The 22,558-nt window shown below is 36.3% G+C and carries 16 protein-coding genes and 1 pseudogene; 6 read left to right on the forward strand and 11 right to left on the reverse strand.

The features are described from left to right. The first annotated feature begins 107 nt into the window (after positions 1-107). The gene (locus tag IPI65_07950) at positions 108-590 is read left to right on the forward strand and encodes a hypothetical protein (GenBank protein ID MBK7441449.1); all 483 of its coding nucleotides are present in this window, start codon (positions 108-110) and stop codon (positions 588-590) included. A gap of 67 nt (positions 591-657) precedes the next feature. On the opposite strand, the gene IPI65_07955 is transcribed toward IPI65_07950, so the two are convergent. Continuing rightward, positions 658-2,205, reverse strand: a complete 1,548-nt coding sequence (locus IPI65_07955) for a CotH kinase family protein (GenBank protein MBK7441450.1) — start codon at positions 2,203-2,205, stop codon at positions 658-660. A 150-nt stretch (positions 2,206-2,355) separates the two neighbouring features. Between IPI65_07955 and IPI65_07960 the strand changes: the two genes are divergently transcribed. Beyond that, on the forward strand, positions 2,356-4,458 hold the full coding sequence (locus IPI65_07960; protein ID MBK7441451.1) for a lamin tail domain-containing protein: 2,103 nt from the start codon (positions 2,356-2,358) through the stop codon (positions 4,456-4,458). Between the two features lie 70 nt (positions 4,459-4,528). Here the strand turns inward: IPI65_07960 and IPI65_07965 are convergent, their stop codons facing one another. The 6 genes and pseudogenes from IPI65_07965 to IPI65_07990 form a co-directional block, all read right to left on the reverse strand. After that, positions 4,529-5,278 carry a pirin family protein gene (locus IPI65_07965; protein MBK7441452.1) on the reverse strand — a complete coding sequence of 250 codons (750 nt, stop codon included), beginning with the start codon at positions 5,276-5,278 and terminating at the stop codon, positions 4,529-4,531. A 42-nt stretch (positions 5,279-5,320) separates the two neighbouring features. Beyond that, the gene (locus IPI65_07970) at positions 5,321-5,689 is read right to left on the reverse strand and encodes a hypothetical protein (GenBank protein ID MBK7441453.1); all 369 of its coding nucleotides are present in this window, start codon (positions 5,687-5,689) and stop codon (positions 5,321-5,323) included. A 22-nt stretch (positions 5,690-5,711) separates the two neighbouring features. After that, positions 5,712-6,940, reverse strand: a pseudogene (locus tag IPI65_07975) (NAD(P)/FAD-dependent oxidoreductase). 409 nt (positions 6,941-7,349) lie between these two features. Next, positions 7,350-8,741 (reverse strand): NAD(P)(+) transhydrogenase (Re/Si-specific) subunit beta, encoded by a 1,392-nt coding sequence (locus IPI65_07980; protein ID MBK7441454.1) that lies wholly within the window; start codon positions 8,739-8,741, stop codon positions 7,350-7,352. 112 nt (positions 8,742-8,853) lie between these two features. Continuing rightward, entirely contained in the window at positions 8,854-9,171 is a 318-nt protein-coding gene (locus tag IPI65_07985) for an NAD(P) transhydrogenase subunit alpha (protein ID MBK7441455.1), read from the reverse strand. A gap of 40 nt (positions 9,172-9,211) precedes the next feature. Then, positions 9,212-10,339 carry an NAD(P) transhydrogenase subunit alpha gene (locus IPI65_07990; GenBank protein ID MBK7441456.1) on the reverse strand — a complete coding sequence of 376 codons (1,128 nt, stop codon included), beginning with the start codon at positions 10,337-10,339 and terminating at the stop codon, positions 9,212-9,214. A gap of 439 nt (positions 10,340-10,778) precedes the next feature. Here IPI65_07990 and IPI65_07995 point away from each other — a divergent pair, with 439 nt between their 5' ends. From IPI65_07995 to IPI65_08010, 4 genes are read left to right on the forward strand one after another with little or no spacing between them, the layout of a single operon-like run. Next, the gene (locus IPI65_07995; protein ID MBK7441457.1) at positions 10,779-11,777 is read left to right on the forward strand and encodes a hypothetical protein; all 999 of its coding nucleotides are present in this window, start codon (positions 10,779-10,781) and stop codon (positions 11,775-11,777) included. Then, positions 11,734-14,040, forward strand: a complete 2,307-nt coding sequence (locus IPI65_08000; GenBank protein ID MBK7441458.1) for a hypothetical protein — start codon at positions 11,734-11,736, stop codon at positions 14,038-14,040. Before IPI65_07995 ends, IPI65_08000 begins: the two co-directional genes overlap by 44 nt. A 24-nt stretch (positions 14,041-14,064) precedes the next feature. Beyond that, a complete protein-coding gene (locus tag IPI65_08005) occupies positions 14,065-16,221 on the forward strand; it encodes a glycoside hydrolase family 97 protein (protein MBK7441459.1) in 2,157 nt (718 codons plus the stop codon). 40 nt (positions 16,222-16,261) lie between these two features. Further along, on the forward strand, positions 16,262-16,480 hold the full coding sequence (locus tag IPI65_08010) for an alkylphosphonate utilization protein (protein ID MBK7441460.1): 219 nt from the start codon (positions 16,262-16,264) through the stop codon (positions 16,478-16,480). A 44-nt stretch (positions 16,481-16,524) separates the two neighbouring features. On the opposite strand, the gene IPI65_08015 is transcribed toward IPI65_08010, so the two are convergent. The 4 genes from IPI65_08015 to IPI65_08030 form a co-directional block, all read right to left on the reverse strand. Further along, positions 16,525-17,742 (reverse strand): hypothetical protein, encoded by a 1,218-nt coding sequence (locus IPI65_08015; protein MBK7441461.1) that lies wholly within the window; start codon positions 17,740-17,742, stop codon positions 16,525-16,527. A 138-nt stretch (positions 17,743-17,880) separates the two neighbouring features. Next, positions 17,881-19,248 (reverse strand): T9SS type A sorting domain-containing protein, encoded by a 1,368-nt coding sequence (locus IPI65_08020; protein MBK7441462.1) that lies wholly within the window; start codon positions 19,246-19,248, stop codon positions 17,881-17,883. Between the two features lie 207 nt (positions 19,249-19,455). Continuing rightward, entirely contained in the window at positions 19,456-20,790 is a 1,335-nt protein-coding gene (locus IPI65_08025; GenBank protein MBK7441463.1) for a T9SS type A sorting domain-containing protein, read from the reverse strand. A gap of 309 nt (positions 20,791-21,099) precedes the next feature. Further along, positions 21,100-22,458 carry a T9SS type A sorting domain-containing protein gene (locus IPI65_08030; protein MBK7441464.1) on the reverse strand — a complete coding sequence of 453 codons (1,359 nt, stop codon included), beginning with the start codon at positions 22,456-22,458 and terminating at the stop codon, positions 21,100-21,102. Positions 22,459-22,558: the final 100 nt, after the last annotated feature.

The raw sequence follows: 22,558 nt of genomic DNA on the forward strand, positions 1-22,558 counted from the left end.
TGGTGTTTTGCCACAAAACATTATACAATTCCCACTTATTTACCAATAACGACCTGAATTTTCGATTGGCTCCTTATTTGCATTACATATATCAAATGCATACGAATATGAAAAAGATTGCCCTTATAATTATAATGTTTAGCATAAGCTCAGCATTATTTGCTCAAACCGGAAACAATGCACTTGGTGTTAGATTCGGTGGTGGCGATGGCGTAGAAGCCGAAATTTCTTATCAGCAATATATTGGTGGACCAAACCGTCTTGAATTCGATCTTGGTTTATATAATGAAGGTTGGAACGACGGATTTAAATTCAGTTTACTTTACCAATGGGTTGGTAATATTGATGGCGGATTTAACTGGTATGCCGGAGCCGGCGGAAGCATTGGTGGCCGTAATGTTGACACCGGTAACCCACATTGGGATGATGATTATAATGATGGATTATTTTTAGATGTAGACGGACAAATAGGTATTGAATATAATTTCCCGTTTCCTATTCAAATTAGCCTTGATGCAAGGCCCGAATTCGGATTAATTAATGATGATTTCGATTTTGGATACGGCTTTGGGATTCGATATATGTTTTAAGTGTTGTTTATATTGTAAAAGAAAAAGCCATCCGAGCAGGATGGCTTTTTCTTTTTATACCACTTAATTAATTTTTTATTACTGAAGATATAATTGTATTTGTTGAATTTGAAACTTTAAGTAAATACATGCCGGATGGAAATAATTGTAAATCGAAATTTGTTGTGCTGCCATTTATTGTTTCTTCTAACACTAAACGGCCATTTAAATTAAATAGCTGAATTTGATAGATGTCACTTTTATCTAAATTTAAATTTACTAAATTACTGGTTGGATTTGGGTAAATGGAAACCACAAATCCGGTTACCGGGGTTATACTTTGCCCAATTTGTGTGCAATCAATTACGTCTTCCAGGTAGCTGTTTCTATCTGCAACAAATGATTTTAAGCCATAAATGGTTCCACCTCCCGGTCCGCCCCCTGCTGTAATGTTTTCATCCAAATTATTGATGTATTGGTCATCGGTGTACATTTTATTATCATCAGCTAAAACAGCAGTGCGTATCAAATCATCTAAAACATTTACGGCAGCATCAATATACGCACTCGTAAAATATTTATTTTTCATATCACAATAATAATAATCGTAGGTTGCACGGGTTGCAGCAATAGTTACAATTCGTTCTAATAGCGGACGACTTAAAGCGTAATAGTCGACTGCAAGTGTAGTCATGTCGGTAACACCACCACCGCCCATTCCGCCACCGGCAGGGTAGGAGCCGAATGCTTCATTACAATCCCATTTAATCCATTCCCATAATCCATTTACCGGGTTGTGATAAATATAATAATTACGGGCTGAATTGGTGTAAGAATCGAGGTTCGAAAATAAATTATCTAATACCAGACTTTTCATTAATACCGGTTCATTAAAATAATATTGTAATGAATCAGCAAAATCGGCATCGCTGCTGTTATTTATAAAATCAGTTAATTTAATCAGGTCAGTCCAGTCGTTTTCAGTACTATTATTTTCCAGCGAGTAACGATTTTCATACGCTGTTGTATCGGTGCCATAATATAATAAATCAGCATAGTAACTTCCTGCACCAAATGCAGCACCTGCTTTAAATAAATTTTCTGAACTATTATCAAAATGGGTATTTAAAAAATCATCGTCAATTTGTTCTACCACATCATAAAATCCCCAATAGGTGCCATTCATATAAACATCAGCATAAATACAACGTGGTGCGGGCATCAGTTCGTTATGGCAAATATCATATATTATTTTTTCCCGCATAAAAGTGGGGTCCTTAAAACAATTATTAAAATTTAATTTTTCTAATTTATCATAATCAAGCGAGTCGACGTATCGATTAAAATCGAGTTTGAACGATTTTTTATCACCCGGATGTCCATATGAGGAATTTCCTTTTAAACGAATACCAATATCTTGAAAAGTTGAAACACCGGTATTATCTGTTATGGTAACATCGGCTTTCATATAGGTTTCTGAACTGTAATTTAAAACCAGACTATCCCAAAATCCTGTTTGTGCAAATTGTAATTCAACTTTTAAAATCTGGTTGGTTGCAAACAAATCGTCGCCCGGTGCCTGGGCAAATAAGCTGCCGGTGAGCAGCAATAAAATAACTGTCGTGAGTCGCTTCATATCGGTATTTTGTGGTCTGACCGCCTAAAGTTGATAAGGTTTAACGTATTAACAAAAATAATTTATGATAACTGTGGTATAATAATTGGTAACTGCTACTTGCATTTTCAGTTCACTCGAATATCTTTGTTCACGTTAAAATACACATCTATGTTTAAACACATTACTACTATTTTATTGCTGACAGGCATGCTGCAGGTTAGCGCTCAGGTTAATATTGTAATAACGGGCACGCCCATTACAGAATCCTTTACAGGCTTTACAGGAGCGGGTTTTACCCCAACTCCGGGTGCGGGACAACTCGATGCTGATAACTGGCAAATAACAGGTTTTAATGAAGGCGACCTCCTGTTTGGCGGCACCAAAACAACCGGCGATTTTGCCCGTGGCAGCACAGGAGGCAATATTAGTACCGGCGGTATTTATTCCCTACTCACCGCTGCAGGGGCAAATCAATCCCTGTATTTTCAACCAACTGCTGATGATATTACGCCCGGATCAATAGCATTGGTGTATAAAAATATTACAGGAACTCTATTAACTGAACTCGATTTTTCGTACGTAATTTATTTATACAATAACGAAAGCCGTTCTACTACTTTAAAATTATCTTATTCAACCGATAACATCACTTATACCGATGTTCCGTCAATGGATTTCACCTCACTTGGGGCACTTGATGCATCGTTATATACTTATAACCGCAGTGTTGCTCTCAGCGGTTTATCTATTCCAAATAACACCTTCATTTATTTTAAATGGACAACAGATGATGCACCCGGTGGTGCAGGTAATCGCGATGAAATTGGTTTAGATAATATTACACTTACTGCAGGTTCTGATCCGATTCCAACACCAACAGTTTATTTTAATAATGATATTATTTATGCTTATGAAAATAATGGTTCGTTTTCATTTGATGTAAATATTGCTACTCCGCACGATTGTAATGCATTTATCACTTTAAATCCTGAAGTTACTTTAGCAAAGGAAGGTGTTGATTATACATTCAGCTCCCCTACAATGATTTCGTTTACAGCCGGCGGACCAACAACCCAAACTGTTGTAGTACCGCTTACCAACGATAATATTCCTGAATATATGGAAACCATGTATTTTGAGTTAGATAGTGTTTCTCCGGGATGTTTAATTGTTGCACCTACATTTCAGTTAGTATTTATTCAGGATTCAGATGTTGCGGTTATTGGTGATTGCGAAAATTTAATTATTTCTCAATATGGTGAAGGCACAGGAATTTTAAATAATAAGGCATTGGAAATTTATAACCCTACTGATGCCGCTGTTAATCTCGAAGATTATTACGTGCATATTTATTCAAATGGCGGACTTGCACCTGTTTATTATTTTCAAGGTAATGGAATGCTTGCGCCGGGTGATGCCTATGTAATTACTACTGAGGATGCAAATCCACCATTACTTGCTCAGGCTGATACCACAGGACAAGGAGCATATTTTAACGGAAACGATGCTGTAGTTTTAAATAACGGTCCTTACATGATTGATAAAATTGGTGAAATTGGTATTGACCCCGGTATCACAGGCTGGTTAATTCCCGGTGGAAGCACAACCGATAATTCATTAGTACGTAAATCATCTGTTACTCAAGGTCAGTTAGATTGGAGTTTAGGTGTAAATGAATGGAATGTAATCGGCCCCAATAATTTCGCCGGATTAAATACACATGTTTATGATGGTTGTGGTTGTCCTGCGCCAACAGGATTTGCAGTTATGAATATTACAAGTTCAACATTTAAGGCTGTTTGGGATGCTATGCCGGGTGCTACAAAATATCAGGTTTGGTATCGCCAATCAGGAATTGGTGCACCATGGAGCAAAAAAAATACCACCACCAATTCGAAAAAAATTATTGGTTTGTTACCATCTACTTTGTATGAGGTAAAAGTTAAAACGTTTTGTGGTGTATTAGGTTCTGAATTTACTACAACCTTATTTGTAACTACAGGCCCACTGCGCGCTGGTGAAATTGAAAGCAGCTTTAATTTATTTCCAAATCCAAACAATGGGTTGTTTACAATTGAATTGCCAACCGATTTAACTGAAAATGCAGATTTGTTTATTTATGATATTACAGGTGCGTTGGTGTTAAAACAAACTGTTGAAGCACAAACAAATTCACTTACTATTGATTTAACTAAATTGCCAAAAGGAAGTTATATTGTACGATTAATTAGCGTTAATTCTGCATCAACTGAAATTCTGGTTATTGAGTAAAAATACATTTACCATTAAAATAAAACCCGACTGCAATTGTAATCGGGTTTTATTTTTTTATCAGATGTTATTAGCTTCTTGAAGCTGCATATGTTAAATAACCGGGCTCTTTTAAAGCACTGATTAAAAACAATGTTGAAGCTTCATTTATTTCAAAAGAATAATTACCTGCCTCATCAATAACAAAAAAATCATCTTTGTTTAACTGTCCTTTTTCAGTATGTAAATTGCCTGAAATCACATAAAATGAATGTACGCGTTCTGCATCCAGTTCAATGGTATGCGTGCCTGCTTCAAATTCAATTTGTTGAATGGTTAAGCCGGGTGTCATCATTTCCAAAGGCGCAAGTTCACCTTTTAAAATTTTCACCTTTTTACCTGGTTCATTTATTACAGGAAATGTATCTGCCGGATAATCATTATACGTTGCCGGTTGTAAAAGCGATTTATTAATATCAGGATCAAACCAAATTTGAAACATATGTGTGCCCTTATGCATTTTTTCAGCATGGCTTATGCCATTTCCTGCGCGTATAATTTGCACATCACCGGCTTGTAATGGCAGCCAGGTTTTATTTTTGGTGTCGTAATGTTCAACGGTTCCTTCCAGTATAAAACTCACAATTTCAAATGCCTGATGCGGGTGTAAACCTATGGTAGAGGTAACTTCACCCCAGGCATGTGCCCAATAAAAGATATTGGAATAAGGCTGCAGCTTTGTAGCGTCCGGCGACATCTGAATGGGCTTGTTTTCAAGTATTTCGCCACCATTAAAATTGCCGGTTATTTGTTTTTGTACCGGATATATATGTATAGACATAGAATTATTTTTATCTATAAACTATAGTCCTGTTTAAAAAGTTCACTTTATTGTATCGCCTGCAGATTCAATTGCTGATTGTTCAATACCCTGTAAAATTTCATTTAAATCGATTTCCAGTTCAGGCGCATTTTCTTCCTGAATGCCTGCAATAGCAACCTGCAAGCGCAATGATAATTCAGTAGCTCTGCTCATTTGTTTATCATTTAAGTCGCTCGACATTAATTCATTCATAATAGCATCTACTTCACTGTAAAGCGAATCTAATTCGGGAGCACCGTAAGGGGTTTTAGCATCAGCCAGTTTTTCATACTCAGTAACTTTGTCTTCAAACTGATTTAATAATTTATCGGAATGACTGTTGCATGATGTTAAAAGTGTGATGGTGAATATAAATAGTAAGTTTTTCATAATCTTTATTTTATGGTTAAGGTTATAACGTTTCTGCAATTTGCTGAATTCCGGCAGCAGCAATATATCCGGTTGTCCATGCTGCCTGAAAATTAAATCCACCTGTAACAGCATCAATATTCAATACTTCGCCTGCAAAAAATAAATTCGGGTGTTTTTTACTTTGCATAGTTTTAAAATCTACTTCCTGTAACTTAATGCCACCACAAGTTACAAATTCATCTTTAAATGTGCTTTTGCCTTTTACTTTAAAATTACTTTCTGTGAGTACTGCAGCAAATTTTTGTAAAATAACTTTGTTACATCCGACCAGTTTAAGGTATCAGCAATGCCACAATAATTACACAACGATTTATGCAAACGCGTGGAAATATTTCCTAATGGTGTATTTATAATATTTTTTTTGGGAGATGACATTTTTAAGGATAATAACATATTTAAGCAACTTTCATAATCATGTTCCGGTAGAAAGTTAACGATTAAATTAAAGTTATATTGTTTTTTAGCAAGTGCCACAGCTCCCCAGGCAGATAATTTAAGAATTGCCGGACCGCTTAAACCCCAATGGGTAATTAATAAAGGACCCTGTGTTGAAATTTTTTCGCCTTCAATTTTGCATGTTACTTCAGGCACACTCACGCCCATAAGTCCTTCAATACGTTTATCACTGATATGAAATGTAAATAAACTGGGTACAGGTTCAACAATGGTGTGACCGAGTGTAGCTAACATTTTCCATACCTGCGGACTACTTCCTGTTGCAACCAACACAAAATCAAAAGTATCTGATTTACCATTACTGAATTCTAGTTGCCATTTATTTTCATGATGGTGTAATTGGGTAACACCGGTTTGGGTATGCAAACGAATTTGTAATTGTTCTGCTTCATGTAAAAAACAATCAATTATGGTTTGAGAAGTATTGGTTACCGGAAACATTCTGCCATCCGGTTCTGCATGAATATTTACGCGACGTTGTTTAAACCAGTTAATGGTATCAGAAGGATTAAAAACATAAAATGGTCCCAATAATTCTTTTGCTCCACGCGGGTAATTATTTACCAATAATTCCGGTTCGAAACAGGCATGCGTAACATTACATCTGCCACCACCCGAAACTTTTACCTTACTAAGAAACTGAGCCGATTTATCAAAAATGTGCACCTCCAACCCCGGAACCAGTTCCGCAGCATTAATCCCGGCAAAAAAACCGGCTGCACCTCCTCCAATAATGGCTAGTTTTAAATTCATTGGTTTTCGTAAAGGTAAGAGGAATTAGCTAATTAGCTGATTAGCAAATTAGCAAATGATGCCCAAGAGTGGTATTTTGATTGTAAAAGTACATTTGGAGTTGCAAAATAATATATTGGAAGATTGAATTATTTAATTAACTAATTAATTAAATTAATAAAAGTTGATTCCGCAGGAATCAACTAAACAAAAGGTTGAATAATAAGTCAAGCTTAAAAGCTTGGGAAGAACCCCATTAGCTAATTTGCTAATCGGCTAATCAGCTAAAAGTTGAATAAGAATCTAAATTACCAGCCCACACAAAACCCCATTAGCTAATTTGCTAATCGGCTAATCAGCTAATCGGCTAAAAGTTGAATAAGAATCTAAATTAACAGCCCACACAAAACCCCATTAGCTAATTTGCTAATTAAACAGCTTTAACCTCAGCAATTAGTTTTTCCAGCATGGTTTTCGCATCACCAAACAGCATGCGTGTTTTGCTATCGTAAAATAATTCGTTTTCGATTCCGGCATAACCTTTTGCCATGGAACGTTTCATTACGATAATATTTTTTGCAGTGTTTGCTTTAATAATCGGCATACCATAAATTGGTGAACCAGGGTCTGTTTCTGCTGCGGGATTTACTACGTCGTTTGCACCAATTACAATTACCACATCAGTATTTGGTAACTGCGGATTGATATCATCCATTTCTTTTAATTTATCGTAAGATACATCAGCTTCAGCAAGTAATACGTTCATGTGACCGGGCATACGACCTGCAACAGGATGTATTGCGAAATTTACTTCTACACCTTTTTCTTCCAATACTTTTTCAAATTCGTGACAAGTATGTTGAGCCTGAGCAACTGCTAAACCGTAACCCGGAATAATAGTAACTTTTTGCGCATAAGCACATAAAATTGCGGCATCAGTTGCGTTTATTTCGCGTATAGATAATCCTTCTGTTGATTTACCTGTAGAAGTGCTGGTACTAAATGCGCCAATAATAACATTCCATAAACTTCTGTTCATGGCTTTACACATTAACACGGTAAGAATAGTTCCTGCGCTACCAACCAAAATACCACCTGTAAGCATTACCTGATTATCGTAAAGGAAACCACCAAAAGCAGCGGCAACACCGGTAAATGAATTGAGTAATGAAATAACTACCGGCATATCTGCACCACCAATCGGCATTACAAATAATACACCATATAATAATGAAGCACCAAAAATTATCCAGATTACATTGCTGCTCATAAATGTAACATCATAAGAAGCAAAAACTACTAATGCGAGTATTGCGAATATAAAGGTGTTATTAAATATCTGTTGAAATTTACTACCAACATCTTTTATTTTACCTTCCAGTTTACCATAAGCAATCATACTTCCGGCAAATGAAATTGTTCCGATCATGAGGCCTAAAAAAATGATGAAACGTTCACCAAATGCTTCAGGATGATGTGTGTCCATTTCAACTATTCCAATTAAAGCCGCACATGCACCACCCATACCATTAAACAACGACACCATTTGGGGCATTTGCGTCATTTTTACTTTCATGGCAGCAAAATAACCTACAATAGTTCCTATGGCAATTCCACCAAAAATCCATGCAAGATTGCCGATTTTTTCACCGGCTTCATTTTGATGGAAAAATATGGTACCTAAAATGGCAATTGCCATACCGATACCGGCATAAAAATTCCCTTTTTTCGCTGTATCCGGTTTTCCCAACATTTTTAAGCCTACAATAAAGCTTAAACTGCCAAGCAGGTAACAAAGTTTTAATATATCTAAATTACTCATAGTAAATATCTTTATTCGTAATATAATTAATCAATTAATAAATAAACTTAATAAACACATTAAAGGCTGTTCCATTGGTACATCGGTACATCAACAAATTAGCACATTAATTCTACTTTTTCTTCTTAAACATCTGCAACATACGGTTTGTAACCACAAAACCACCAACTACGTTGAGTGTTCCGAGAATTACTGCAAGGAAACCTAATACTAATGCAAGCGTGCTGTCTGCATGTCCCATAACAATTATAGAACCGATAATTACAACACCATGAATGGCATTTGCACCACTCATTAATGGTGTATGTAAAATTGCGGGCACATTACTAATTACTTCCACACCTAAAAATGCAGCAAGAATTAATATGTAAACAATATCCCAGCTATCAAGGGTTTTTAAGAATGCACCTGTTGCTTCTAAAAGTATCATACAATTATTATTTATAGTTAATTGAGTTGTGCTTAAAATATTATGCGGCAACGACTGCTTTTACACGTTCGTTTTTAATTTCACCTTCATGCGCAATGCATGTACCGGTAACTAAATCGTCGGCAAAGTTTAAATTGATATTTCCGTCTTTGTCGATAATCAGTTTAATATAATTTAAAACGTTTTTACCAAACATTTTACTTGCATCATAAGGCATGGTAGCTTGTAAATTACTGTCGCCAATTATGGTAACACCATTTATTTGAATTGTTTTACCATTTTCTGTTAATTCGCAGTTACCACCGGTGCTTGCAGCGAGGTCGATAATTACCGAACCCGGTTTCATTTGCATAACGGTTTCTTTTAATAACAGAATTGGCGCTTTTCGTCCCGGAATTTGAGCAGTGCATATTACCACATCGGCTTTTCCGGCATGTTCCTGCACTTTCGCCTGCTGACGTTTTTTGAAATCTTCGCTTTGTTCAACAGCGTATCCGCCTGCACCTTTATCTTCAGTAGCGCCTTCAACTTCTATAAATTTAGCGCCTAATGAAAGCACTTCTTCTCTGGCGGCAGTGCGCACATCGCTTGCTTCAACAACAGCACCTAACCGTTTAGCTGTAGCAATTGCCTGTAATCCGGCAACACCTGCTCCTAATATTACCACTTTTGCAGGCGTAATTGTTCCTGCCGCGGTCATAAACATTGGGAAAAATTTTGGTAGGGTAGCAGCAGCAGTTAATACCGCTTTATACCCGGCTACAGTAGCCATAGAACTCAGAATGTCCATTGCCTGAGCACGTGTAGTTCTTGGAATTACATCGAGGCTGAATGCAGAAACACCTGCTGCCTGACATGCTTTTACGAAAGCAGTATTTACTAGCGGATTGAAGCCGCCGATAAGCACTTTACCCTTGCAGGCATTGAGTTCGCTGCCTTCCAGCGCATGGATTTTTATTAGAATATGGCTTTGACTGATTACCTGTTCGCGGGATGCTATTTCAGCACCTTTTGCAATGTAATCGGCATCCGGATAGCTGGCTTCAACGCCTGCACCCGATTCAACCATAATTTTTTCGGCCTTTAAGGCTTTTAAGGTGGCAATATGTTCAGGTGTAATAGCTACACGCTTGTCCGCTTTACCTTCTCCTAGTATCCCTATTATCATGCACTTGTTTTTTGGAGCTGCAAATATAGCGATTTAGTGCCTAAGCTTTACCATGTTTTATGCGGAATATTATCGTTGTAAACGGCTGAAAGTCACGTTGTTCTAAGCGTTTGATAACTCATTTTTGTTGATAATTAGCACTAAAGCTGCTGCATTCGGCAAGCGTGGAAGCCGGCGGGATAAGTAACGGGCCGGCAGAGGGTTGAATAAAAACGCTAAATTTTCAGCACACGAAACATGTACCTATCTCCCCCAAAAAAATATTTTGTTGTTTATCCAATTTCAATATAAAAACCTGCGTTTGTATTTAACTTTACCGTTCAAATCAACACATTTTAATTCTCAATATTGTATGGTTCCCCTCCCGCGTTTTTTACTGCTTTTTGTAGTTTGTTTTGCATTTTTTTCCTGTGAAAAGGAGCGTACGGTTAACAGGGGAATGTATTATTGGAAAAATAATCAAAATGAATTAAATGTTAATGAGGCGGCTTTTATTGCTGATGCTCAGATTCAAACTTGTTATGTAAAATTTTTTGAAGTTGCAGAAGATTCTGTTTGGGATGCAGCACCTGTTGCAAAATCAAAACTGAAATTTAACTATAGTGCAATAGGGCTGAGTGCGGAGAAGCGACTTCAGGTTGACACTTGCCTGCAAAATGTGGAAATTATTCCAACTGTTTATATACAAAATAATGTTGTATTACATTTAAATAAAACAGCACTGGATACACTTGCCGGTAATATTATTTATTTGATAAATAAATATTGGACAGATAACCGATATACACTCAATTATAGCTATTTTAAATGTTTTCAAATTGATTGTGACTGGACGCCAAAAAGCAGGGATAATTATTTTTATTTATTGACAGAAATAAAAAAACGCGCTAGCAGTACTTTGTTAAGTTGCACCTTACGTTTATATCCTTATGCCTATCAGGATATAATGGGTGTGCCACCGGTAGATCGTGTTATGTTAATGTGTTACAATTTATTGGAACCGTTGAAGGAAGAGGATAAAAATTCTATTCTTGATTTGGTGGAGTTAAAAGCTTATTTGGATTTGGTGGACAAATACCCTTTGCCAATGGACATTGCACTTCCAATTTTTTCGTATCAGTTTTTATATCAGAATAACCAATTGGAAGGTTTGCTGACAACTCCACTTAGTGAACTGCAACCTTATGTTCACCAAATTAAACCTCATTGGTATGAAGTTAATAAAGATGTGATAGTTGGTGATAAATTTTTGCGTGGGGGTGATAAAATTAAAATTGAAGATATTGACCAAAAGTTGCTGGATGACGCAATCCAATTAATTGCCGATGCGGTAAATTTAAAGGACTCGATTACGGTGTCGCTTTTTCATTTAGATAAAAATACCATAAGTGCTTATGATCAGGAAAATATTAATCGTTTTTACGATTCTTTTAAATAGTATTTGCGGTTCATTATATGCATGCGGGCCATATTTTCCCAATGGTGAAGATATAAGGTTCAATATGTTGAAACCGGAAATTTTTAAATGTTATGGATTTAATGCATTTAATTTATCCGGTCATTATTATTACGAAGGTAAAAATAGTTATGACCAATATTTATACGAAGGTGAAAGTTTGAACCCTAATATAATTTGGTGGCAAAACCGTTGTAATAATATCCCTACCTACGAGGAAATTAATTATGCATTGTATGAAAATATAAAGATATTCAAATCTAATATTACAGATAATAGTTTTATTACCTATTTATATGAACATGATACGGCAGCACTTAACTATTTAAAATTTCTTGCCGAATATGAAGCTTTTCCCGGTGTGTTTTATGACCCATGGGAACGAACCGGTAGTTCAATGAGAGAACCATTGAGTGGTTGGATTGATGAATGTTTAAGGAAAAGTGGTTTGGCAACCGATGCTGATATAAAAAAAAGATATGCTTTTTTGGGATTACGCAGCGCATTTAATTATTCAGATTCAAATAAGGTTGCTCAAATTTTTGATGATTACTTTCGAGCTAATAAAAGCCGGGATTTAATTGATTACTGGGCAATGCACTATTATGCAAAAAGCACAAATAATGATATTGAATCAAATTTTTATGCTGCATTATCATTTAAAAATGCGCCAGAAAAACGATTACCGGTAATTGGCACTTTTGATAGAACATGTCCGCAATCGTCAGTTTTGCAACTCGCAAAAACACCGGAAGAAAGAAATGCAGTGTATCTGATGTACGCTTTGCGCAATCCGGGCTATAGTTTGCAGGAGATAAAAAAAATGTATAATAATGACCCAGATGATGATGCATTAACATTTATTCTATTAAGGGAAATTAATAAGCTTGAATTTTGGATTTATACGCCATATTTTTTTAATTATAAACCCCGCTTTGATATTTCAAACGATTACTGGGCAGACTCCATTGCTGATTATGGGTGGAGAAGTTTGCAAAATGATAAGGCTTATGCAAAACAAATGTTGGATTTTGTTAGAGTAACTGATTTTAATAAGGTACACGATAAATATGCATGGCAGTTTTCGAAAGCATATTTACAATTTATGACAGGTGATTACACCGGTGCTGAGCTGTCTATTGCGAATGCAACCAAAAGTTTATCGGATACCACACAATTATTTGAGCAGTTTGAAAAATTAAAATTATATGTACTTGTCGGTTTGCAAACTACCGGGAAGCCGGTAATTACAGGTAAAATGCAGCCTTTAATTGAAAGACAGCTTGAAAATCAAGATTACAAATATTTGTTCGGGCTGGCGCGGTTACTTGAATTTGATGGCAATACAACAGAGGCTGTTTTAATAATGTCGCACATAAATTTGCAAGACAAGTGGGAAAATCCAAACGCCTTTTGGAAAGCGACTAAACGATTAAAAAATGAGGAAGGTTATTATCTTACTTATTTATATTATTTGGATGCACAATACTCGAAACAACAAATTAAAAATATCATTTATGCCATTGAAAATCGCAAGGATACCTCAGCATTTGGAAATTGGCTATATGCGAATGTTGAAAAAAACAAATATGATTTTTATGATTTAGTAGGCATGAAATACATGCGTATTAATGAACTGGAAAAGGCGCATTATTACTTTAAATCTATACCGGATAACTATTGGACTACTGCCCAAAATTATGAAAATGTTGACTTTTATGTAAATCCCTTTGATATTGGTTTGATTAAAAATGATACCATGCACTATACAAAAGCAGAATTACTTGAAACTTTAATGTTATATACTAAAAAGGCAAATAATGTAAATAATAAGGACCGGGATTATTATAATTTTTTGGTGGCTAATTGTTACTACAACATGACCAGTTATGGCAATAGCTGGATGATGCGGCGTTTGTTTGGTGGTAGCAGGTATTTAAAAGATAGCAAACTTGAAGATATGGATGAATATTACAATTGTAATATTGCCAAAATGTATTATTTAAAAGCTAAATCTACCAGTAAGAGTAAACAATTTTCTGCATTGGCATTACTTTTTGCCGGAAAATGTGAAAAAAACCGTTTGACATACTTAAAAGGTGAGGTATATCTGTCAGATATGGAGGATAAAGAAATTTTCGATAAAAACGCTTATTATCATCAATTGGAGCGTAAGTATCCCGGTTACTATCAGGAATTAATGAGCAATTGCGAATCTCGCCGACTGTTTTTTAATGCAAGGTAATCTCATTTTCCGTAATTTTACTTTATGAAATCGTATATTATTACGCTGGCTTTTTGCCTGTTGGCAGGCGTTTCTGCCTTTGGAACTACTATTCAGTCGCCATCAAAAAATCTGACACTAATGGTGGGAATTGATGATAAAGGTGTTATTCATTATGACCTTTTGCATAACGCAGGTGCAGTAATTCAAAACTCAAAATTGGGGTTTACGCTTAAGGATGCCGTACCCTTGGATCGAGATTTTGTTTTGTTGTATGAAACGGTAAATCATGTTGATACATCGTGGCAACCTGTTTGGGGAGAAGTGGCTACGATAAGAAATAATTATACTGAATTAATTTATCATGTTCGTCAAACCACCACAAAAGTGCAAATGTATATTGTGTTTCGTTTGTTTGATGATGGTTTAGGGTTTAGATATGAATTTCCGCATCAGCCGGAATTAAAATATTTTATTATTGCTGATGAATTAACTGAATTTAAATTAAGTGGCAACCACACCGCATTTTGGATTCCCGGCGATTATGATACCAATGAATATCCTTACACAAAAAGCAAATTAAGTGATATTGATGCGGTAACTGTTTCAAATAGATATACAGAAATTGCTACACGCACACCTACCGGAAAAAATTATGTGCAAACACCTTTAATGATGAAAACGGATGGTGGATTATACATCAATATTCATGAAGCTGCTTTAGTAAATTATTCGGCTATGCAAATTAAAGTAGATGCAGCTACAAATACGCTCAGCGCTGCGTTGGTGCCGGATGCTGTTGGCAATAAAGTGTATATGACTTCACCCTGCAAAACACCATGGCGAACTATTGTTGTGAGTGATAAAGCTGTAGATATTCTTGCATCGAAATTAATTTTAAATTTAAACGAACCTGCTGCATTTGATGATGTATCATGGATAAAACCAATGAAATTTATTGGCATTTGGTGGGATATGCATGTAGGTGTAAAATCGTGGAATTATTCGGATGTAAATAATATTAGTCTGGAAGGTACTGATTGGAAAAACCTGCCCCCAAATGGTATACATGGCGCAACTACCGAACGCACAAAATATTGTATTGATTTTGCAGCTGCCAATGGTATTGATGCAGTATTAATTGAAGGCTGGAATATTGGCTGGGAGGATTGGTTTGGAAAATGGAAAGAAAATGTATTTGATTTTGTAACACCTTATCCCGATTTTAATGTTTTTGAATTACAACAATATGCTGCATCAAAAAATGTTCGATTGATCATGCATCATGAAACGTCTGCATCAGTTACAAATTATGAACGCAGATTGCAGGAAGCCATGGCATTTATGAAACAATATGGTTATACAGCAGTTAAAACCGGATATGTCGGCAGAATTATTCCGCGTGGTGAATATCACGATGGTCAGTGGATGGTAAACCATTATGTTTATGTTGCGCAACAAATGGCAAAAAATCATTTGATGGTTGATGCACATGAACCTGTGCGGCCTACCGGTTTACATCGCACCTATCCGAACTGGCTGGCTTGTGAAGCAGCGCGTGGTAATGAGTTTAATGCATGGAGTCAGGGCAACCCGCCTGAGCATGAAACAATTTTGCCGTTTACGCGATTAATGGGCGGACCAATGGATTATACACCGGGCATTTTTGAAATTAAAATGGACTATTATAAACCCGGCGCTAAAGAGCAGGTGCATACAACTTTGGCCAAGCAACTTGCCCTTTATGTTACTATGTATTCACCATTACAAATGGCCGCCGATTTGCCGGAAAATTATTTGAAATATCCTGATGCATTTCAATTTATAAAAGATGTTGCTGTGGACTGGCAAGATTCAAAATATCTGGAAGCCGAACCGGGCGATTACATCACAGTTGCGCGTAAAGCAAAAAACAGCAGCACATGGTTTGTTGGGGCAATAACCGATGAAAATAAACGAATGGCTTCGGTAAATTTAAGTTTTCTGGATAATAATAAATTATATATCGCCACCATTTATGCTGATGGTGCAGATGCAGATTGGCAAATGAATCCCAAAGCTTATCAGATTAAAAAATTTGTGGTGAAAAGTAATCAACTGCTGCAAATTCCGCTTGCTCCGGGTGGTGGTTGTGCAATTAGTATTAAGCCTGCGTCAGAAGAAGATGTAAACGGTATCCCTGCTTACAAGGGTAAGTGGTAAACTAAAAAATTAGTATAGCTTTGCAGCGAAAATTGATTTTATGGAAGAATTAGTAGTTAAAGACAGCAACGGCGCGGTATTACAAGATGGTGATACTGTAATGGTAGTAAAAACCTTAAAAGTAAAGGGTTCATCTATAACCATTAAACAGGGAACAATCGTAAAAAAAATTCGCCTTACGGATGATGAAGAATTAATTGAAGGTAAGGTTGAGGGTTCTGTTGTGGTATTAAGAACTGAATTTTTAAAGAAAAAATAAACCGATTATTTTGCAATAATCGGTTTATAGATTTTTATATTTTATTACTCTGATTTCAGCGATCCAAACCAGATATTCGCAAAAATAAAACAGGGTTCCGCACAATCGGTGTGGGATGCAGATGGTGATGGTTCATACAATGATGTTGTAGTGGAGCCATTTAAAATAAATGCATCCTGAGCATTAATGGCATTTTGATAATTCACCAATTCATCACCTCCGCAATAATACATGGTAATGGGAACAGTTGGTGTCCATCCGGTTAAATCATTATCAACTAATGCAATTCGGAACGGATTTTCCGGATTATTAATAAAATCGTCCAACACTTCAGGTTTAATTATTTGTTTAGGGATGGAAGGCATTACTGCGTCTACTTCCCAGCCTTCGTGATTGCCATCAAAAAGTGGTGGCAGCAACGTGTCGTATGGGGCAATTAAGTAATCGGAAGGGCTATCATACATTTGATAAACTTCATTATAAGCAAACATCAAATAAGGTAAATAAAACGGAGCACCATAAGGTTCATCTGCCAATACATAATCTGTTTGCGCACCATCCATATCATAAGGTCCACTCATTGGTGCGCTGGCGGTTATGGTAAATTCCTCGGCATAATTTAATTGAATTTCTTTGGTTAAAGCCATGGCAGCATGTCCGCCCTGCGAATAGCCGAAAATAAATAACTGGTCATTTAAAGCTACATCGCGTGATGCACTTATGGTTTTTGCAGCTTTTAATAAATCAATACTTGCGGAAGCTTCCGTTGCTGCGTGACAATATAAATGTCGCCCCGGAGAATCACCTAAACCGATATAGTCGGGCAAGCTCATAACATATCCAGCACAACCAAATAAAATACCGAGTATTAATTCATCACTTTCGTAACTTGGAACATCAAATCTGTTTAATACTGTTCCATGCTCATAACTGCATAAAGGATATCTGCCATCACCATCAACCGGAATTATCACAGCGCCTGATGCCTGTGTTTCTTCACCATTGGCATCAATTGTTTTATAAACAACGCGATAAATTTCAATCGCATAGTCATTTGGATATGTAAGCAAATCAGGGTCGTAAGATGCAAGTGCTGAATCAGTTTGCGTGGTGGTCCATGCGTGCAATAAGGTTGTGCTAATAATCACACCTCTGAATTCAGCCTCTGGTGTTTCAGGTACCGGTTCGTTTTGGCAGGATGTAATTAAACATAGCAGTAAAACACTATTTATCAGGATATAATTTTTAAGTAGCATGCCCATTTGAAAAGATTTAATTAAAGATAAAAAGATTATTTGAAAATTACACACCTGTCAAAAAAAACCGGCCGCTGAATTTTCTATAACATTAAAAAAGTGGCTGTGTTTGTCACAACCACTTTTTTATTAGAATTTGATTATTTATATTTTGACAAATTGTTCTTGCAAAAATGTTATTGCACCTGTTTCGCTACTTTCAATTTTTGTTTGCAAAGTATATATACCCGGAGCCAGACCTGAAATATCAATTGAAATATTATTATTACAACTGCCACCTGCATTTTCAATATATTTTAATTGTCCTAACGCATCATAAATTTCAATTTGATTTAATTTCCCTGTCGCGTTATGACGATAAATAAATAAATTTTCATTTGCGGGATTTGGGTATAATGTTAAACCATTAGGGTTAATCGAAACCTGCATCTCCTCAGGTTTTAGCGGCTCCTCCGGCTCAGCACCACAGGCAGTCCACGCCAGGCCATCTTTCACATAATTTTTTGAAAAAACAGATGTGTACATTGAACTCATTAAGTAATGTGCATCATCAATATACGCAGGATTTGATAAATGATATCCATCCAAGGGTCCAAAATCATCACAAGTATATAAGCGACCATCCGTTGTTCTCGGAATATTTCCGTCAGCCCAGTAATAAGGTCCCCAGGTAACAAAAGGTGTACGAATACCTGCACCAAAATATTTTAATGCCGGATCTCCATTAATTTGACGTTCAATTAACCATTTTACTGAAAAATTATTCCAATAAGAAGAAGGTTCGGCGATGGCACTATATTGTTCGTTCAAAGTATCTGCAAATCCACCATAATGTCTTCCGCTAACAAACACAATTTTCATATTTGGAAAATAATCCATCATATATTGTAGAAAAAGGACAAGTCTATCTGTTACTGCTTCCGGACTTTCAGGGAATGTCGGTTCCGGAGCGAGTGAATCATATTTATCATTAAAATACATCCAACCTACCTGCACCTGCAACGGAGAATAATGTTTTTCTTCAATTTCTTCCACAATAGTCTCCCAATATGTTGCCCGTGTTGCACCGATAGCAGCATCTAAACCTTTACCGCCAACACATAAATTTAATGCAGCAAAGCAGGGGTTTGTTTTAAATTCGGTATCAAGGGTATCGCGGACAAATCCTAAAAACTGGGTCATTAACTGCCCCGGAATTGAAGGTCCGAATCCACCCATCACTATTCTGCCATCTTCATAATTGATATTGCCCAGCGTATCGAGGGGTTTTATGTTTTTAGCATACGTTTTACCCTTTTTATAATGGGTAGAAGCCGGGTTTTCGGCATTTGAGCCAAATGGGAATAAACCACCCTGAAAACCTTCGTAAAAGCCGGCGCCTAAATCGTTAAGCGGAATTAAGCCGGTGGAATCGTTTTCGCAATTACTGGTTTGGGCATTTATTTTACCGGTAGAGCAGATGAGCAGTAAAATAAATATACAACGCGTTGAAAAAGAAATGATTGTGTTCATGTTTTCAATTTTAAAATGTGTAAAAAATAATTATCTGCCTATGCTGGATGACATATTAAATGAAATATTATTCCATTTTGCAGATAACCTGATTAATTAAAAAAAACAAAAAAAATGTAAATAAGGGATTCTTTTCTATCGCTTACTAAAGTAAATATACAAAATTTGGAATAAAAAAAAGCCGATTTTTTAAAATCGGCTTTTCAATTATTGTTTAATAAATTGCTCCTGAAACCATCGTACCTCGCCGGTAACAGGGTCATCCATTTTTGTTCGTAACAGATAAACACCGGATTTTAAATCGGCTACGTCGATAGGAATTGAATTGACGGATATACCGTCTGAAGTTTCTTGTTGTACGAGTTGGCCAAGATTATTATAAATTTCTACAGCATATAATTTGCCACTAACACTAGGTCTGTAGATATAAATATTTTCAGTGGCAGGATTTGGATAAAGTGTTATTCCTGAATTGCTCATTATAAAATTTTCAGGTTGTGTACGGAAAATACTATCATTATAAAGCACACAATCGGACCAATTAACGCCGTTTTTTACATACGTTTTTGAAAACACTGAACTATATAATACTTCCAAAAGATAATTGGCATCCAAGGCATTTGTTGAATCGGTTAAGTGGTAGCCATCCGTTGTGCTATAAGCATCACAAGTGTAATAGCGTCCATCAGTAGTTCTTGGAATATTACCATCAGTCCAATAGTATGGCCCCCATGTTAAAAACGGCGATTCGATTCCGGCGCCAAAATATTTTAATTGCGGATCACCATTTATTTGTCGCTCGATGAGCCATTTTACAGAAAAATTATTCCAATAAGATGAAGGTTCTGAGATAGCAATATATTGTTCATTTAAAGGATCTGCGAAACCACCATAATGCCTGCCGCTCACAAACATAATTTTCATATTTGGAAAGCGGTCCATCAATAAATGTAAAAATTCAATAAGGTCATCAGTTACCTGTTGTGGTGTGGCAGGAAATGATGGGGCAGGAGCGAGACTATCATATTTATCGTTGAAATACATCCAGCCAATTTGAACCTGCGCAGGATCGTATCCTTTTTCATAAACTTTATCTACAAGTCCGTTCCAGTATTTATTACTTTCAGGGCCAATTGCATAATCTAAACCTTTGCCACCTGCACATAAATTAATGGCATCAAAACAAGGATTGGTATTAAACGTATTTTCTAAAGAATCGCGCACTAACCCAACAAAATTATCCATCAAATGCCCCGGAATCGAAGGTCCGAAACCTGCCATTAATACAGCACCGCTATCTAAATTAATATTCCCTAAACTATCTAATGGTTTTATATTTTTTGCAAAGTTTTTACCCTTTTTATAATGTGTGGAAGCAGGGTTTTCAGCATTTGCTCCAAAAGGGAATAATCCGCCCTGGTAGCCCAAATAAAATCCGGTACCTAAATCATTTAATGGAATTAATCCGGTTGAATCGTTTTCACAATTAACAGTTTGTGAAAATAGCGTTAACGAAAATGCACTGAATAATAAACAGAGCATTAATTTTTTTGAATTGATAAAATTTTGATTCAATTTATGCATGCCTGACGGGTTTGAGTTTGTAAAAATAAGCACAAAAAAAATGATTCAGTTTATTTTAAACAAACTGAATCATTTTATTAAATCAAATATAACAATAATAACTAGAACTCATCTCAAAAATACCTTTGGCGTCTTTTCTGCGTCTTCGCTCTTTATCCTTCGTTGCTTGAATTGCCCGTACTTCTCCCAGTATGGGCCGCTTCAAGCGCCTCGGCTAAAGAGCGAATACTTGAAAATACTAACGCAAACTTATTTTTGAGATGAGTTCTATTGTTTAATAAATTGTTCCTGGTACCAGCGTTTTTCGTTTTTTGCTGCATCATCCATTTGAACCCGTAAAGTGTATAGTCCATTTTGGAGTTCTGCTATGTCAATTGTAACTGTGCTGAATTCAACACCACCGGTAGTTTCACGATGCACTAATTGTCCTAAATCATTATATATTTCTACAACATACAATTTTCCATGGGCATTATGCCTGTATATATTAATATTTTCGGTAGCCGGATTTGGATATAAGGTAATGCCTATCGGATTAATATCAAGAATATCAGGTTGCGTGCGGTGAATAGAATCTAAATACGGCACACAAGATGACCATGCAGCACCATCTTTTACATAATATTTTGAAAATGGAGAATCATAAATATGACGCATTAAATAATCCGCATCACGTTCATAAGTTGAATCAGTTAAGTGGTAACCATCAGTTGGACTAAAATCACCGCATTGGTATAATCTGCCATCTGTTGCGCGCGGAATTCCACCATCAGCCCATAAGTATGGTCCCCAGGTTATAAACGGTGCTTTAACATTTGCGCCAAAATATTTTAAATCGGCAGAAGCATTATTTATTTGACGTTCAATTAACCATTTAACTGCGAAATTATTCCAATAAGATGATGGCTCACTGATAGCAGGAAATTGTTCCAGTGTTGTATCTGCATATCCACCATAATGCCTGCCGCTCACAAACATAATTTTGATGTTTGGAAAACGTTCCATCAATTCATTTAAATAATATGTTAGGTCATCAGCAATGCGCTCAGGTGTTTCCGGAAACGACATTGTTCCGGTGCTGTCATACTTATCGTTAAAGTACATCCAGCCAACCTGTAATTGCTCAGCTGTATATCCTTTTTCTTCAATTTTTTTAAGCATATTGTTCCAATACTTGGTAGAGTCAGCACCAATGGCATAATCTAAACCCTTGCCACCGGCACCCATATTAATGGCGTCGAAACAAATGTTTGTGTTGTAAACATCATCAGCAGTATCGCGCACTATCGGAACAAAATGATCCAGTAAATGTCCTGGAATAGATGGACCAAATCCGCCCATTAAAATTACACCGCCATCATAATTGATGTTGCCAAGACTGTCTAATGGCTTTAAATTTTTTGCGAAGGTGCGACCTTTTTTATAGTGCTGTGATAAAGGGTCTTCTGCATTAGCACCTCCGGGAAACAGTCCACCCTGTTTTCCTTCATAATAACCGGTTCCTAAATCATTTAATGGAATTAATCCGGTTGAGTCGTTTTCACAAATAGCTACTTGAGCTTTAACCGGTAAAATAAGGGTACAGCATATAGCCATCCCGAACAAAATCTTAGATGTTTGTTTCATTGTGTGTGCTTGTTTGTTTTACAATAGGTTCCACAAAAGTAGGTATTACTTTATAAAAACTTTACTGATAATTGTCACGTTATTAACATGCACCTTGTTT

This window comes from Bacteroidota bacterium (genome assembly GCA_016706255.1).
In the GTDB taxonomy this organism is placed as follows: domain Bacteria; phylum Bacteroidota; class Bacteroidia; order Chitinophagales; family BACL12; genus UBA7236.

Excerpts from the sequence above, each read along its gene's own strand:
- IPI65_07950 (MBK7441449.1), top strand. The coding sequence starts at position 108 with ATGAAAAAGATTGCCCTTATAATTATAATGTTTAGCATAAGCTCAGCA.
- IPI65_07955 (MBK7441450.1), bottom strand. The coding sequence starts at position 2,205 with ATGAAGCGACTCACGACAGTTATTTTATTGCTGCTCACCGGCAGCTTA.
- IPI65_07960 (MBK7441451.1), top strand. The coding sequence starts at position 2,356 with ATGTTTAAACACATTACTACTATTTTATTGCTGACAGGCATGCTGCAG.
- IPI65_07965 (MBK7441452.1), bottom strand. The coding sequence starts at position 5,278 with ATGTCTATACATATATATCCGGTACAAAAACAAATAACCGGCAATTTT.
- IPI65_07970 (MBK7441453.1), bottom strand. The coding sequence starts at position 5,689 with ATGAAAAACTTACTATTTATATTCACCATCACACTTTTAACATCATGC.
- IPI65_07980 (MBK7441454.1), bottom strand. The coding sequence starts at position 8,741 with ATGAGTAATTTAGATATATTAAAACTTTGTTACCTGCTTGGCAGTTTA.
- IPI65_07985 (MBK7441455.1), bottom strand. The coding sequence starts at position 9,171 with ATGATACTTTTAGAAGCAACAGGTGCATTCTTAAAAACCCTTGATAGC.
- IPI65_07990 (MBK7441456.1), bottom strand. The coding sequence starts at position 10,339 with ATGATAATAGGGATACTAGGAGAAGGTAAAGCGGACAAGCGTGTAGCT.
- IPI65_07995 (MBK7441457.1), top strand. The coding sequence starts at position 10,779 with ATGTATTATTGGAAAAATAATCAAAATGAATTAAATGTTAATGAGGCG.
- IPI65_08000 (MBK7441458.1), top strand. The coding sequence starts at position 11,734 with ATGATCAGGAAAATATTAATCGTTTTTACGATTCTTTTAAATAGTATT.
- IPI65_08005 (MBK7441459.1), top strand. The coding sequence starts at position 14,065 with ATGAAATCGTATATTATTACGCTGGCTTTTTGCCTGTTGGCAGGCGTT.
- IPI65_08010 (MBK7441460.1), top strand. The coding sequence starts at position 16,262 with ATGGAAGAATTAGTAGTTAAAGACAGCAACGGCGCGGTATTACAAGAT.
- IPI65_08015 (MBK7441461.1), bottom strand. The coding sequence starts at position 17,742 with ATGGGCATGCTACTTAAAAATTATATCCTGATAAATAGTGTTTTACTG.
- IPI65_08020 (MBK7441462.1), bottom strand. The coding sequence starts at position 19,248 with ATGAACACAATCATTTCTTTTTCAACGCGTTGTATATTTATTTTACTG.
- IPI65_08025 (MBK7441463.1), bottom strand. The coding sequence starts at position 20,790 with ATGCTCTGTTTATTATTCAGTGCATTTTCGTTAACGCTATTTTCACAA.
- IPI65_08030 (MBK7441464.1), bottom strand. The coding sequence starts at position 22,458 with ATGAAACAAACATCTAAGATTTTGTTCGGGATGGCTATATGCTGTACC.